A 13945-nucleotide genomic window follows, 5' to 3' on the forward strand; every position below is an offset into this window, starting at 1 on the left:
GCGAACCCGATGTCTGAGACTGCGTGCCTCGTTGGCAGTGGGGATCGGCAGTCGAGGCGAGAGCCGAGGCAGTACGGGTGAAGCATCGGGTAGCACGCCGTCGAGCGACGGCACCAGCGGCTCCGAGCGTGATGAACGGAACCACAACACGAACGCAAGCCAAGGGGGTAACGGCATATGAATACCACGACGAACCATGCAAGCTCCGGGCTGGAAGGGCGTCAGCGCCACTCCCGCATGTACGAGCGACTGATGTTCAACTCGCTGTGTCAGGCCATCGTCGGTCTGATTCTGGCAGTGGGTGTCCCGCTGCTGCTGATCAATGGCCTGCGCCCGTGGGTCAGCGAGATGCGCATGCACAGTGTCATCGCCGCCAGCGGCGGCTTCCTGCTCGCATTGCAGGCGATTCGTCACATGTCGCGCTACCCCGGCGCCAAGGCCTTCGCCTACGTGCTGCCGGCCATCACCATCAGCTATCTGCTGGCGATGAGCGTGCTGATCGCGCTGGATCTGCGCTTCAGCCGCCTCGTGCTCGGCAGCTCCTGGCTTGCGGCGATGCTGATCTGCTCCATCGGCTTCTGGGCTGAGCAGCGCACCCGCATCCGCAAGCTGGCCGTGGTGCCCTTCGGTGACTACCGCAGCCTGTTCACCACCCGTGGGGCACGCTGGAACCTGATGCGCGCGCCGGACCTGGGCGAAGAGCGCTACAACGGCGTGGTCGCCGACCTGGAAGCCGAGATGCCGGCAGAATGGCAGCGTTTCTTGGCCAACTGCGTGCTGCATCGCATCCCGGTCTATGACGCCAGCGAAGTCCGCGAGTCGCTGACCGGTCGTGTCGAGCTCGATCAGGTGCGTGAGAACAGCTTCGGTCAGCTGGCCCCCAACAGTGAATATGAGCTGTTCAAGCGTCTGTTCGACATGCTGGCCGTGCTCGCCGTGGCACCGTTCGTGCTGCCGATCTGCCTGGTGACCGCCGTGCTGATCCGCCTCGATTCGCCGGGTGGCGTGTTCTTCGTCCAGGAACGTGTCGGCCAGGGTGGTCGTCCGTATCGCATGTTCAAGTTCCGCAGCATGTGCCACGACAGCGAGAAGACCGGCGCCCAGTTTGCCCAGGCCAATGACATGCGCGTGACCCGCATCGGTCGCGTGATCCGCAAGACCCGCATCGATGAGCTGCCGCAGTTCATCAACGTGCTCAAGGGCGAGATGAGCCTGATCGGCCCGCGTCCGGAGCAGGTCAAGTTCGTGAATGAATTCGCCGAACAGATTCCGTTCTACAACTACCGTCACGTGGTGCGTCCGGGCATCACCGGCTGGGCACAGGTCACTCAGGGCTATGCCTCTGACGCCGACGAGACCCGCGAGAAGCTCGAGCACGATTTCTACTACATCAAGCGCTTCTCCGTGTGGCTCGACCTGCTGATCGTCGGCCGTACCATCAAAACCATGCTGACCGGCTTCGGGGCACGCTGAGCATGCTGACCGTCAGTGGCTATTACGTCGGCTTCATGGCCCTGCTGGTGGCAATCCTGCCGCTGGCCGCCAACGAGCGCACCCGCATGGTGGGTGCCTGGTTGGCCGGTGGGCTGTGTCTGGCGTTCATGGCATTGCGTTACGACGCAGGGTACGACTACTTCTCGTACCGCCAGATGGCCACCTGGCAGGTCGACCTGAGCTTTCTCGAGCCCGCACCTGCTGCCCTGGCACGCATGGCGCGGGCCTGGGGCGAGCCGCAGCTGTTCTTCATCATCACCGCCATCCTCTACGTGTCGTGCTTCGTCTCGGCACTGGTGATGAGCCGTCGCAATCTGGCCTGGTGCCTGCTGTTCTTCGTCTGCCTGCCGCTGATCTATCTGTCGGCCTTCGGGTTCGTGAAGCAGCACGTGGCGATTGCGCTGTTCATGCTGGCGATGGCGTGTCTGGAGCGCGGAATGCGGCTGCCCGCGCTGGTGCTGATGCTCGTCGGCACCAGCTTCCACTACACCCTGGCACTGTATCTGCCCCTGCTGGTGATCTATCCGCTGCTGCGCCGTGCCTACCCGTTCTGGCTCTACCTGGGGCTGCTGCCACTGTGTTTCGTGGCCGGGCCGCTGGCCAAGAGCATTCTCAGCGCGCTGGGCCTCTATGCGCATTATTTCGAGGATTTCTCCGGCGGTGGCGAGAAGCTCTACGTCATCTACCTGTTGATCTGCCTGGGCACCCTGGTGCTGTGGAAGCATTTCCGCCTGTCATTGGACCCCTGGGCCTTCAACCTGATGTTCATCGGCGTGGCGCTCTACACCCTGTTCATCACCTACGGTGAGCATGTGGCACGTGCCAGCTATTATTTCCTGCCGTTCGCCATCTTCGTCATCTGTGACGTGATCGAGCATTTCCGCGACAAGCTGTTGCCCAGCCTGATCAGCGGTGTGCTGATGATGGCGCTGTTCTTCATGTCGCTGAAGGTGGCGGCCGGCAATCAGGACCACGATTTCTTGAACAACTACGAGTTCTATTTCCTCAGCGATGAAGCCCTGGTCGTCGGCAACGGAGGCCAGTCATGAGCGAAGCGCTGATCTTCTCGCTGTTCAATCTGATGGCGCGCGGTCTGTCCTCCGCTGCGGGCCTGCTGCTGGCGCGTGCCGTGGCGCCGGAGGCCTTCGGTGAATACGCGCTGGCCCTCAACTACGCGGTATTGCTGGGCGTACTGGCGCGCATGGGCGGCAACGAGGTGTTGCTGGTCACCCGTGACGGCGCCAGCGCGTCGGCACTGCGCCGCTGGATGTGCGTCGGTATCTCGCTGTATGCCTTGCTGGCGATCGGCTTCGCCGTCGGCATCGCGCCGCTGCTGGGCCTGTCGGCCTTCATCTTCGCCTTCTGTGCGCTGCGCGCCGCGGCGGAGCAGGTCGGCCTGCAGATGATCAACTCACGCCTGCAGCGTCAGGAGCGTTTGGGTCGCGTCAATCTGATGACGGTGCTGATCTCGCTGGCGGTGGCGATCGCCGTCGCCTGCGCCGCGGGGCCGGCGCTCTATCATCAGGGCGTCGAGCTTGTGACCGGCGCCGAGTTCAGCGCTGACATGACCACCCCCGCCGGCATGTTCGGCCTGGCGCCGGTGCCGACCTTCGTGATGGTCAGCGCCATCGCGCTGGTCATCGTGATGGCGCTGGGCATGTGGCTGTCGCGTGATGCGCTAGCGGATGCCCGGGCCGAGGCCGACGCGGCGGCGGGCCATGAGGGCGTGGGGCAAGAGGGTGCAGGCCAGCGTCGCCTGCCGAGCAAGGCCGACTTCGCGCGTGGTCGCGGCTTTCTCTACAACAACCTGATGTCGTTCGCCTACCTGCAGGCCTGGGTGATTCTGGCCGGGCTGGCGTTTGCGCCCGCTCAGGTGGCCAGTGTCTCGGTGGTGACCTCCATCGTGTTCGCGCTCTATGTGTTCCCCACCAGCCTGTATCGCTACTACCTGCCCAAGCTGACCCACGGCGATGCGCGCCTCAAGGAGTACCTGGTCATCGCCAGTGGCTTCGCGCTGCCGGTGGCGGGAGGACTGGCGCTGATCGCGCCGTGGCTGGCGGAACACTTCCTGAGCGGCGCCTACCCGCGCCTGACCCTGACGCTGCGCGCCTTCGCGCTGGTCTATCTGGTGCACGCCTTCGTCACCTGCGCCTTCACGCGTCTGGCCGCGCTGCGTCTCAACGGCAAGCGCCTGCTGTGCCAGAGCACCGGCGCTACCCTGGTGGTCGGCGGCGGGCTTGCGATCGCGGCGCTCAATCACTCGCTGGGCGACGCGTCCGGCGACACCGGCAGCCTTCTGGGCGTCGATCTCTACAGCCTCTTCCTGTGTGTGCCGGTCGCCGCCGAGGTGGTGATGCTGGCGATGGCGATCCTCTTCCAGCCACCACTTTCCCGCGGCGGCAAGGCACACGAAGACAACGCTGCGGCGAGTGCCTGAGCCTGACCGGGCTTCACGAGCGCAGCAGGAATCGGAAGGTCAGCATCTGCGCCTTCCGGTTGATGACATGACGGCGATGCCGGGCATGCAGACACAGCCCTCAGGCATCGCGCGTTCGAATCGCGACATTACGGACAGAAGGACGAACAGCATGGCCAAGATATGCATGACGCACGGATGGCATGACGACAACAAGGGCGACTCCGCCATCCTGATGGGCACCATCGACTTTCTCGATCAGCTGATCGATGCCGAACAGGGCCGCAGCGATGTCTCCGGTGCCGGCGTGGCCAAGGCCGAAGGCCACCGCATCGACATCCTGCCCATCGATGATCAGGTGTTCGCCACCGAGCGCGGCCCGTTCCGCCATATTCGTCGTCGCTACCGTGAACGCGTCACCGTCGGCCAGCCGCTGATGCCGCCGATGCGTGACAAGCTGCGCTTCGTGACCTCGCTGCTTGGCTTGGGCGCCAAGATGATGTTCGGCAAGCAGGGCAAGAGTGGCAACGACATCATCGACGCCGCGGACCTGGTGGTCGTCAAGGGCGGTCATATCTTCCACAACGGCAGCTTCAAGAAGACGCTGTCCTCGTGGCTGGCGCTGATCGGCTACCTGGCGCCGGTGATGCTGGCCCGCAAGGCCGGCAAGCGCGTCTTGCTTCTGGGTCACTCCTTCGGCCCGTTCAAGACCCCGGCCCAGGAGCGCTTCTTCCTGCGCACCCTGAGCGATTGCCTGGTGGTCTCGCGTGAGGAAATCACTCACGCCATGACCCAGAAGGCCGACCCGAAGCTGCCCCACGCGCTGCTGGGCACCGACATGGCCTTCGCCATGGCCCCGCGTGCCAGCGACGAGCATGCCGCGGTAAAGGCGCCGAATGGCGTGGCCTCGCCGTACGCCGTGATCACCCTGCGCGACTGGTGGGGCCTAGATCAGCAAGCCTTCGCCGAGCGTGTCGAGGTGCTGTCGCGCTCACTGCTGGAATCCCGCGAGCGTCTGGGCATCGAGCGCCTGCTGGTGGTACCGCACGTGCTGGGCCCGACCGATATCGAGAATGACCAGCGCATCTCCCAGCTGGTGTTCGATCATCTGCAGAATGCCTTGGCCACGGCGGGCGGCGAAGACCTCGCCACGCGTATCGAGCTGGTGCAGGGCGACCCGAGCCCGGACGCGCTGGTCGATCTCTACCGCGATGCCCAGTTCCTGGTCGGCACCCGCTTCCACTCGGTCATCTTCGCGCTGATGTCCGGCACGCCGGTCTACGCGCTGTCCTACTGTGGTCCCAAGGCGCCGGGCATCATGCGTGACTTCGGTCTCGGCGACAGCGTGCAGGACATCGAGAACTTCGACCCGGCACGCATCGTGGCCGATATCGAACAGCTGGTCGCCGACAAGGCCTTCCCGGCGCTGGCCGAGAAGGTCATCGCCGAGAAGCTGGCGATCACCGCCGACATCACGCGTGATTTCCTGCGCCGTGCACCGGGGCGTGCCGGCGTCTGGGGCCAGCGTGAATTGAAGCTCAATGACGCTGCCTTCCCGGCACCGGTGGCGCCTAAGCCAGCTGCTGCCGAGGCGGCCGCGCCGGCCGCTGCCGTGGCCGCGGATGCGCCTGCCGGCGACAACAGCGCGACTGCCGCTCATGACAGCGAGCCTGTCGTGCGAGGAGCCTGATATGGCACATGTCGCTCTGTTGATCCAGGACATCAGTGCCTGTGGTGGCGTCGAGAAGGTGATGCATGGTCTGGCGCGGGACCTGAGCGCCAGCCACCGGGTCACGCTGGTCTCGGTGCGCGAAGGCGAGCCCTACTGGGGGCGTCTGGAGGGTGTCGAATATCGCACCCTCGGGCTGCCCGCCACCGGCACGCGCCAGAACTTCCGCCATTGGGTGACGCATCTGCGTCGCCTGATGCTGGAGGAGCGGATCGAGGTGATGGTCAGCGGCTACTTCGCCTTCCATCTGGCGGCGCAGCTGGCGGCACGCGGCACCGGTGGCGTCGATGGCGAGGGGCGCCCGCGTCCGCGCACGCGCATCATCGCCCAGGAGCACAGCGCCTATCATCACGACCGCCGTGCCAAGCGCATCGTCAAGCAGCTGGCCTATCGCCACCTCGACGTGCTGCAGGTGCTCAATGAGGTCGATGCCGAATGCTGGCGTCGCCGCGGCCTCACGCCGACGGTGATTCCCAATTATCTGGATGACCAGCGGGCGGACGAGGCACGCAGCGGCTGCGAGCATCAGGTCGATGTGGTGATGGTCGGGCGTCTGGCGCCGATCAAGCGCCTCGATCTGGCGATTCGTGCCTTCGCGGATTCGGGCTATCGTCGCGGCCGCCTGGTGGTGGTCGGTGACGGCCCGGAGCGTGAACGCCTGCTGGCGCTGTGCAACGAGCTGGGCCTGCGCGTCTTCCAGGGCGCCAACGACAGCACGGTGCCTGCCGGCACTCAGGTGCTGTTCACCGGCGCGCTCAGGGACGTCTCCCACGAGCTGCGGCGTGCACGCCTGTTGCTGCTGACCTCGGAGCGCGAATGCCTGCCGATGAACGTGATCGAGGCCAAGCGTGAGGGGCTGCCGTGCCTGTCGCGCCCGGTGCGTTCCGGTCCGCTGGCGCTGATCGAGCATGGCCGCGACGGGATGCTCAGCGCGGAGCCGGATGGCAGTGAGGATGCCGCCATCATCGCGGAGCTTGCCCACGAGCTGGCGCGCCTCGAGTTCGATGACGAGCTTCTGCTGCGTCTCTCGAACGGTGCCTGGCAGAGCTTTGACCGCTACAGCGCACACGCGGTGCTGCCGCAATATCAGCGTCTGATCTCGCGTCTCGCGCCGCCGACGCCCGGCGATGCGGCGACTACCGAGCAGGCGCGTCAGGACTCATCCGCAGACACGCGCCCAGACACACACTCGCGTCGCGTTCAGCGACAGCCGCTTGAGGAGAAGGCCCATGGCTGATGTCTCCGTCATCATGCCCAACTACGGCTATGACCGCCGCCTGCACGCCGCCGTCGACTCGGTACTGGCCCAGAGCGAGCCGGTACGCGAGATCCTGATCAGCGACGATGCCTCGCCGGATGGCGCCGCCAGTCTTCTGCGTGACGACTTCGCGGCGCTGGACACAGCTGGCGTCGAGATCCGCGTGCTGGAAACCGACACCAACGGTGGCCCGGGCCGGGCACGCAACCGTGCCATCGCCGAGGCCAAGGGCCGCTACATTGCCTTTCTGGATGCCGACGATGCTTGGCTGCCCGAGAAGATCGAACGTCAGATCGCCTTCATGCAGGACACCGGCGCCGGGCTTTCCTACACCGGCTACGAGATGGTCGATGAGCAGGGCGAGCACGTCTCGTACTTCGCACCGCCCGAGCGCCTGACGCGTGACGACATGCTGCGCTCCAACTCCATCGGCTGCCTGACCGCCATCTATGACGCCGGTCGCTACGGGCGCTTCTACATGCCGACGATCCGCAAGCGTCAGGACCTGGCGCTGTGGCTGATCATCATCGGTCAGCTGGGCCCGGCGCAGGGCATGCCGGAACCGCTGGCGCGCTATACGCGTCGCGAGAGCAGCGTGTCGTCCAACAAGTTCAAGGCCGCCGCCTATCAGTGGCGTCTGTATCGTGAGGTGCTGGGGATGGATGTGATCAGCGCCAGTCGCAACTTTGTCCATTACGCGGTGAACGGTTATGCAAAACATCGTTGAACAGGATGTCGCGGCGTCCGCGACACCTTCCACCGAGTCCACGGCGGCTTCCCGCCATGCCGATGCAAGCGCGCAGCCGACCCTCGATTCGCGCCCGCGCGTGCTGGTCGGGGCACGCCAGGTGGATGACAGCGCGCGTCGCCAGGTGCCGGAGCTGACCTTCCTGATCTCGACCCTGGATGACGGCCTCTATAGCGTGCCACGTCATGATGCGCTGCCCGGGGCGCGCTTTTTGATCGTGCATCAGCTGTCAGACCCTGCAAGCCGCGAGCAATATCGCGAGTACGCGCTGGCCAATTTCGATAGCCGTTTCGAGTACCTGGCGATCGACGGGCGGGGGCTGTCGAAGAGTCGCAACACGGCGCTGGCCGCCTGTGCCACGCGCTACGCCTATGTGCTGGATGACGACATCGAGCTGCATCCCCAGGCTGTCGCGCTGGTGATGGAAGCCTTCACCTGCACCGAAGCGGCCGCGATCAGCTTCCCCCACGTCAAGGCCTTCCCGCTGCATGAGCGAGACCCGGATCGGCCCGCGCCGCCGGTGTCCTTCAAGACCCACAGCCTGATGTCACTGGCGCGCGTGCGCTCGGTCGACATGGCGCTGGATCTCTGCCAGTTCCATGCACGCTTTGATGAGCAGTTCGGCCTGGGCACCGATCAGCCCTCCGGTGAGGAGTTCATCGTGCTGAGCGATGCGCGTCGTCAGGGCGCGCGTCTGATGCGTGCCAATCTGGGCATCGTCGCTCATGCGGGGGTCACCTCCGGCAGCGACTTCTACAGCACGCCGGCCAAGGCGCGCACCAAGGGGCGCATGTTTGCCCGCGCCACCGGCAGTCGTTTCTCGCCGTTGTCATTGGCCTTTTTCCTGCGCAAGGCGCCGGTCGCCATGAAGCATGGCCACCTGGCGACCTTCGCGAAGCATTACTTTCGCTGATGGCTGCCGCGCCGCTGATGGCTCTCATTGACTGACGGTTCTGATTTGATGATGACTCTAGCGCGAAGGCATGGCCATCCATGAGATGGCCATTGCCGCCCGGGTAGTCAATTGATCAAGTGGCATATCAGGGAAGTTGCGACAGGCAGGATCAGAAAGATAAGTCACAAGTTATATAGGGTCATGTTTTGGATCATATTGCGCCCGACAGGATGACTTTTCACGAAGTTGCTTTATAACAGAGCCACACTTCGGGCAGCGATGATTGCCCGTCACTGACTCAAGCGGCGCGTCTTTTTCCTGCGAGCTACCTGCAGTCTACCTGCAATCACCTGCGAGCCTTCTGGCCCGTGGGTTGGGTAACCTCGCGGCGCTGTCACGAAATATCGCTGTTCAATGGGGTGGATCCTCTTGCACAGGACATTGTCGGCATTTCATTTTCGGCCAATGAAGGCGGGAAATTCCGCCTGCGAAGACATCTCTTGAGAGAGACCCAAGGGAAACCCGAGCGAGTCATGAGGGAGTCATGAGGGAACAGAACTTTACGGCGAAATGCTCTGAAGTCCACCTCGATTGCCGCTGAAAAGCCGTCAGATGTGCACAGGATTCACCCGTCATTGCCTCGTTTCACTTTGAGTATCACGACACGATCTGGCGACAAGGCCAGCAAGGATGACATCAATGAAGATCACGATTTTTGGAAGCGGTTATGTCGGTCTGGTCACGGGTACCTGCCTGGCCGACGTCGGCCACGACGTAGTGTGCATGGATGTGGACGCCGCCAAGATCGAGGGTCTCAAGCAGGGCGAGATTCCCATCTATGAGCCGGGCCTGGAAGGCATGCTGCTGCGCAACGTGGAAGCCGGTCGCCTGAGCTTCACCACCGACGCGCGTGAAGCCGTCGAGCATGGCGTGCTGCAGTTCATCGCCGTGGGCACGCCGCCGGATGAAGACGGCAGCGCCGACCTCAAGTATGTGCTGTCCGTCGCCACCACCATCGGCGAGCACATGAATGACTACAAGGTCATCATCGACAAGTCCACCGTGCCGGTGGGAACGGCGGACCGCGTCAAGGCGCGGGTCAAGGACGTGCTCAAGGACCGCGGTGCAAGCGTCGATTTCGATGTCTGTTCCAACCCGGAATTTCTCAAGGAAGGCGCGGCGCTGGACGACTTCACGCGTGGCGCGCGCATCGTGGTCGGCACCGATTCCGAAGCGGTGCGTGAGCGCATGCGGGAATGCTACGCCCCCTACAACCGCAACCATGAAAAGCTGATGTTCATGGATGTGCGCGCCGCCGAGCTGACCAAGTACGCCGCCAACGCGATGCTGGCGACCAAGATCAGCTTCATGAACGAGATCTCCAACCTGGCCGAGCGTCTCGGCGCGGACATCGAGGAAGTGCGTCGCGGCATCGGCAGTGATCCGCGTATCGGTTACCACTTCATCTATCCGGGCTGTGGTTATGGTGGCTCCTGCTTCCCGAAGGACGTCCAGGCGCTGGCACGTACCGCCAGCCAGATCGGCTATGACGCCGAGCTGCTGACCGCCGTGGAATCCGTCAACAAGCGCCAGAAGGTCACCCTGTTCGACAAGCTGTCGCGGGCCTTCGATGGCGACCTCAAGGGCAAGACCATCGCTGTCTGGGGGCTGGCCTTCAAGCCCAACACCGATGACATGCGCGATGCGCCGAGCCGCACGCTGATGGAAGCGCTGTGGGCCGCGGGTGCGACCGTGCAGGCCTATGACCCGGAAGCGATGAAGGAATGCCGCCGCATCTACGGCGAGCGCGATGAGCTGGTGCTGGTCGCGGACCGTCAGCAGGCGGTCAAGGGTGCCGATGCGCTGGTGATCTGCACCGAGTGGAAGGAATTCCGCACCCTGGATGGCGAGTGGCTGAAGTCTCAGCTCGGCTTCCCGGTCGTGGTCGATGGCCGCAACCTGTTCGAGCCCGCCGCCATGAAGGCCGCCGGCCTGATGTACTACGCGGTCGGCCGCGGTGACACCCTGCTGCTGAATCAGGCTTGAGCTTGCGGCTTGGCATCACAGCCCGGGCGTCAGTGCTCAAACGTCAGTGCTCAGCCATCAAGGCTCAAGCAGGCATTGAGCGTCACTGAAAGATTCAGCACGCGTACCTGATCTGCGTACGCACTCCCTGAAAGACATCCATTCAGTCGTGCCACGCTCCCCATGAGGGTGGCACGCAGTAGAGGAATTTCTCATGTGTGGCATCGTTGCCGGTCTGGCTCAGCGTGATATCAGCAAGATTCTGATCGAGGGGCTGCATCGCCTCGAATACCGTGGGTATGACTCCGCCGGCGTGGCGGTCATCGACCCTGCCGGAGAACTGCGTCGTGCGCGTGCCGTGGGCAAGGTGCGTGCGCTGGAAGACGAGCTGCGCGAGGCGCCGCTGTCCGGCGCCATCGGCGTGGCGCACACCCGTTGGGCGACCCACGGGCGTCCTGCCCAGCACAATGCGCACCCGCATCTCTCCAGTGAGCGGGTCGCCGTGGTGCACAACGGCATCATCGAGAACCACGAAGCGCTGCGCGGCGAGCTGGAAGGCGCCGGTTATGTCTTCACTTCCGAGACCGACACCGAGGTGGTCGCGCACCTGGTCGATCGCGAACTGTGCAGCGGCCTGGCACTGCCGGAGGCCGTCAATGCGGTCACCGCGCGTCTCGATGGCGCCTTCGCGCTGGCGGTGATGGAACAGCGCAACCCCGAGCTGCTGGTCGGTGCCCGTCAGGGCAGCCCGCTGGTGGTCGGCGTGGGGATCGATGAGCACTTCATCGCCTCTGACCCGCTGGCGCTGCTGCCGGTCACCGATCGCTTCATCTATCTCGATGAAGGTGACATGGTCGCCATCACGCCGGCGGGTATCCAGGTGCTGGAACGTACCGGCGACCGCGATGAGCTGACGCCGGTCACGCGTGAAGTGGTGCGTTACGAACACAGCGTCGAAGCCGCCGGCAAGGGCGAGTATCGCCACTTCATGATGAAAGAGATCATGGAGCAGCCGCGTGTGCTGTCGCGCACGCTGGCCGAGCGACTGGACCCGCAGGGCGTGCGTCTGGAGGCCTTCGATGTCTCGCGCCATTCCTTCCTAGCGGCAGACAATGGGGCTGAGAAAGGCAAGCAGGTCGTGGATGTGGCCCGCCTGACCCAGCTGTTCGCGGATGTGCGTCAGGTACAGATCATCGCCTGTGGTACCAGCTATCACGCCGGCATGGTGGCGCGTTACTGGCTGGAAGAGGTCGCCGGCATTCCGGCTCAGGTCGAGGTGGCCTCGGAATTCCGTTATCGCGAGCGGGTCGCGGCGCCGGGGACGCTGTTCCTGACTCTGTCCCAGTCCGGTGAGACCGCCGATACGCTGGCGGCGCTGCGCGACATCCAGAAGCTCAACCGTGAAGGCCCGCAGGCCGGTCACTATCTGGCAAGCCTTGCCATCTGCAACGTGGCGGGCAGCTCGCTGGTGCGTGAATCCGACCTGTCACTGCTGACCCACGCCGGGCCGGAAATCGGGGTTGCCTCCACCAAGGCCTTCACCACCCAGCTGGTAGCGCTGATGCTGACCACCCTGGCGCTGCGTCAGGCCAAGGGCGATGGTCAGACGGATGACCTGCTGAGCCGTCAGCTGCTGATGCGTCTCAAGGACCTGCCGCACGTGATCGAGCAATCCCTGGCGCTGGATGGGGAAATCGCGCAGCTGGCCGAGAAGTTCATGCACCGTCACCACACCCTGTTCCTCGGCCGTGGCAGCCAGTATCCCATCGCCATGGAAGGGGCGCTCAAGCTCAAGGAAATCTCCTACATCCACGCCGAAGCCTACGCGGCCGGTGAGCTCAAGCACGGCCCGCTGGCGTTGATCGACGAAGACATGCCAGTGGTGGCGGTCGCGCCGATGGATGACCTGATGGAGAAGCTGAAATCCAATCTGCAGGAAGTTCGCGCCCGCGGCGGTCAGCTGTTCGTGTTCGCGGACCCGGAAGTCAGCCTCAAGGCCGGTGAAGGCGTTCACGTCGTCACCGTGCCGGGCGTGTGTCGCTTCCTCGCACCGATCGTCTACGCGGTGCCGCTGCAGCTGCTCTCCTATCACGTCGCCGTGCTCAAGGGCACCGATGTCGATCAGCCGCGCAACCTGGCCAAGAGTGTCACGGTGGAGTGATCGACTGCGCTTGAGGCCATGAAGCAAACAAAAGGGACTGCCCATGGGCAGTCCCTTTCTTGTTGCAGCGGTATGGAGGGCTCTATCGAGGGCTTTTGTCGATGAGTCAGCCTCGCGCAACGCCTGCGCGCTTCACGCGCGCCAGCAGACGCTGCCAGCAGCGAGTCACCAGTGACTGGCGGTGCGTGTCGGCGTCTGGCTCAGACTCGTCATCAGAGTCTTCATCAGTCTCTTCATCAAGGGCTGGGCCTGAATGACGAATGCAGAAGCGCTCCCCCGACGGTGCCATCATCCAGCGTGAGCTGCCCGCAGGAAGGCGTCCCGCCTGCACGTCCTCATCGAGCTTTCTGCCCGCTGCCTTGATGGCGTCAATCGTGCTCTCCGACAATTCGATGAAGCCTTCATCGCCCGCTGGATCAGTCGCGTCCTGGGCTGGTGGAGTCTGAGTCATCAGATCAGGCCCTTGATGATCAGATTGACACTCGAGACCAGCAGAATGGCATAGGCGACCTGACGCAGACGATTGTCACTCAAGGGCGGCGGGAAGCGACGCGCCAGCTCGGTGAAGAGCATCACGACGAGGGCGCCTGACAGACCCACAAGCAGCAGCTGGGGCAGGGTGTCGCCGATACGCCCCGGGGCCGCGATGCTGAGGCCCATGCGCACGATGCCGGTGACGATGAAGACACCGAACAGCGTGCAGCGAATGGCGATCAGGGTCATCGGCTGACGATAGAGCACGACTACCAGAGGCGGGCCATTGGCCGCGAACAATCCCCCCATCAGGCCTGACAGCACACCGGCGGTATGAAAGTGCCAGCGTGGCGATGTCGTGGCACGCGGGCCCGGTTGAGCCAGCAGGGCGAGACAGGCAATCAGAATGACGATGCCCAGCAACATGCCTAGCAGAGGGGCTCTTTCGCTGCCCAGCCAGACTGCCAGGAAATAGCCCACCGGCAACATTGGCAGGCTGGTGACTAGCAGGCGGCGTGCCAGACGCGGATTGATCTCTCGCCAGTGCCCGCGCATGGCCATCCCGTTGTTGAACAGGCCCAGCAGAGTACACAGCAATGCGGCGCTCTCGATGGGCAGCACATCGAGGGTCGCCAGCAGGCCCATCACGATCAATCCGAAGGCGAAACCGGTCAGGGTCTGGATATAACTGGCGAGTGCCAGACTCATCATGATGGCGACAAGTTGCCAAGGCTCCATGAAGTCT

Annotated in this window: 11 protein-coding genes; 9 read left to right on the forward strand and 2 right to left on the reverse strand. The window is 64.0% G+C overall.

Annotation, left to right across the window (positions count from 1 at the left end; all coding sequences use genetic code 11):
- Nucleotides 1–177: 177 nt before the first annotated feature.
- From ACJJV2_RS05480 to glmS, 9 genes are all read left to right on the forward strand, one after another.
- A complete protein-coding gene (locus tag ACJJV2_RS05480) occupies nucleotides 178–1473 on the forward strand; it encodes a sugar transferase (RefSeq protein WP_249330547.1) in 1296 nt (431 codons plus the stop codon).
- A 2-nt stretch (nucleotides 1474–1475) separates the two neighbouring features.
- Nucleotides 1476–2543, forward strand: a complete 1068-nt coding sequence (locus tag ACJJV2_RS05485) for an EpsG family protein (RefSeq protein ID WP_107336356.1) — start codon at nucleotides 1476–1478, stop codon at nucleotides 2541–2543.
- On the forward strand, nucleotides 2540–3931 hold the full coding sequence (locus tag ACJJV2_RS05490; RefSeq protein ID WP_405278799.1) for a hypothetical protein: 1392 nt from the start codon (nucleotides 2540–2542) through the stop codon (nucleotides 3929–3931). The genes ACJJV2_RS05485 and ACJJV2_RS05490 overlap by 4 nt, the downstream gene beginning before the upstream one ends.
- Before the next feature lie 151 nt (nucleotides 3932–4082).
- Complete coding sequence (locus ACJJV2_RS05495) at nucleotides 4083–5600, forward strand: polysaccharide pyruvyl transferase family protein (protein ID WP_405278801.1); 1518 nt, start codon at nucleotides 4083–4085, stop codon at nucleotides 5598–5600.
- 1 nt (nucleotide 5601) lies between these two features.
- Nucleotides 5602–6876, forward strand: coding sequence for a glycosyltransferase (locus ACJJV2_RS05500; RefSeq protein WP_405278803.1), 1275 nt, complete (start codon nucleotides 5602–5604; stop codon nucleotides 6874–6876).
- Entirely contained in the window at nucleotides 6869–7624 is a 756-nt protein-coding gene (locus ACJJV2_RS05505; RefSeq protein WP_405278805.1) for a glycosyltransferase family 2 protein, read from the forward strand. Before ACJJV2_RS05500 ends, ACJJV2_RS05505 begins: the two co-directional genes overlap by 8 nt.
- The gene (locus ACJJV2_RS05510) at nucleotides 7608–8558 is read left to right on the forward strand and encodes a glycosyltransferase family A protein (RefSeq protein WP_043334129.1); all 951 of its coding nucleotides are present in this window, start codon (nucleotides 7608–7610) and stop codon (nucleotides 8556–8558) included. Before ACJJV2_RS05505 ends, ACJJV2_RS05510 begins: the two co-directional genes overlap by 17 nt.
- A 681-nt stretch (nucleotides 8559–9239) precedes the next feature.
- On the forward strand, nucleotides 9240–10586 hold the full coding sequence (locus ACJJV2_RS05515) for a UDP-glucose dehydrogenase family protein (protein WP_405278807.1): 1347 nt from the start codon (nucleotides 9240–9242) through the stop codon (nucleotides 10584–10586).
- 193 nt (nucleotides 10587–10779) lie between these two features.
- Nucleotides 10780–12726, forward strand: a complete 1947-nt coding sequence (gene glmS, locus ACJJV2_RS05520) for a glutamine--fructose-6-phosphate transaminase (isomerizing) (RefSeq protein ID WP_279835955.1) — start codon at nucleotides 10780–10782, stop codon at nucleotides 12724–12726.
- Nucleotides 12727–12832: 106 nt separating this feature from the next.
- Here glmS and ACJJV2_RS05525 read toward each other — a convergent pair whose 3' ends face one another.
- Nucleotides 12833–13177: a hypothetical protein gene (locus tag ACJJV2_RS05525; protein WP_405278810.1), complete on the reverse strand. Its 345-nt coding sequence runs from the start codon at nucleotides 13175–13177 to the stop codon at nucleotides 12833–12835.
- The gene (locus ACJJV2_RS05530) at nucleotides 13177–13938 is read right to left on the reverse strand and encodes a sulfite exporter TauE/SafE family protein (RefSeq protein ID WP_054556253.1); all 762 of its coding nucleotides are present in this window, start codon (nucleotides 13936–13938) and stop codon (nucleotides 13177–13179) included. Before ACJJV2_RS05530 ends, ACJJV2_RS05525 begins: the two co-directional genes overlap by 1 nt.
- Between the last annotated feature and the right edge of the window lie 7 nt (nucleotides 13939–13945).

Source organism: Cobetia sp. Ld8 (assembly GCF_045066615.1).
Classification (GTDB): Bacteria; Pseudomonadota; Gammaproteobacteria; order Pseudomonadales; family Halomonadaceae; genus Cobetia; species Cobetia amphilecti.

Bases quoted from the DNA above. Each gene is read 5' to 3' on its own strand.
- ACJJV2_RS05510 (WP_043334129.1), top strand. From the start codon at position 7,608: ATGCAAAACATCGTTGAACAGGATGTCGCGGCGTCCGCGACACCTTCC.
- ACJJV2_RS05505 (WP_405278805.1), top strand. From the start codon at position 6,869: ATGGCTGATGTCTCCGTCATCATGCCCAACTACGGCTATGACCGCCGC.
- ACJJV2_RS05525 (WP_405278810.1), bottom strand. From the start codon at position 13,177: ATGACTCAGACTCCACCAGCCCAGGACGCGACTGATCCAGCGGGCGAT.
- ACJJV2_RS05480 (WP_249330547.1), top strand. From the start codon at position 178: ATGAATACCACGACGAACCATGCAAGCTCCGGGCTGGAAGGGCGTCAG.
- ACJJV2_RS05485 (WP_107336356.1), top strand. From the start codon at position 1,476: ATGCTGACCGTCAGTGGCTATTACGTCGGCTTCATGGCCCTGCTGGTG.
- ACJJV2_RS05495 (WP_405278801.1), top strand. From the start codon at position 4,083: ATGGCCAAGATATGCATGACGCACGGATGGCATGACGACAACAAGGGC.
- ACJJV2_RS05515 (WP_405278807.1), top strand. From the start codon at position 9,240: ATGAAGATCACGATTTTTGGAAGCGGTTATGTCGGTCTGGTCACGGGT.
- glmS (WP_279835955.1), top strand. From the start codon at position 10,780: ATGTGTGGCATCGTTGCCGGTCTGGCTCAGCGTGATATCAGCAAGATT.
- ACJJV2_RS05530 (WP_054556253.1), bottom strand. From the start codon at position 13,938: ATGGAGCCTTGGCAACTTGTCGCCATCATGATGAGTCTGGCACTCGCC.
- ACJJV2_RS05490 (WP_405278799.1), top strand. From the start codon at position 2,540: ATGAGCGAAGCGCTGATCTTCTCGCTGTTCAATCTGATGGCGCGCGGT.
- ACJJV2_RS05500 (WP_405278803.1), top strand. From the start codon at position 5,602: ATGGCACATGTCGCTCTGTTGATCCAGGACATCAGTGCCTGTGGTGGC.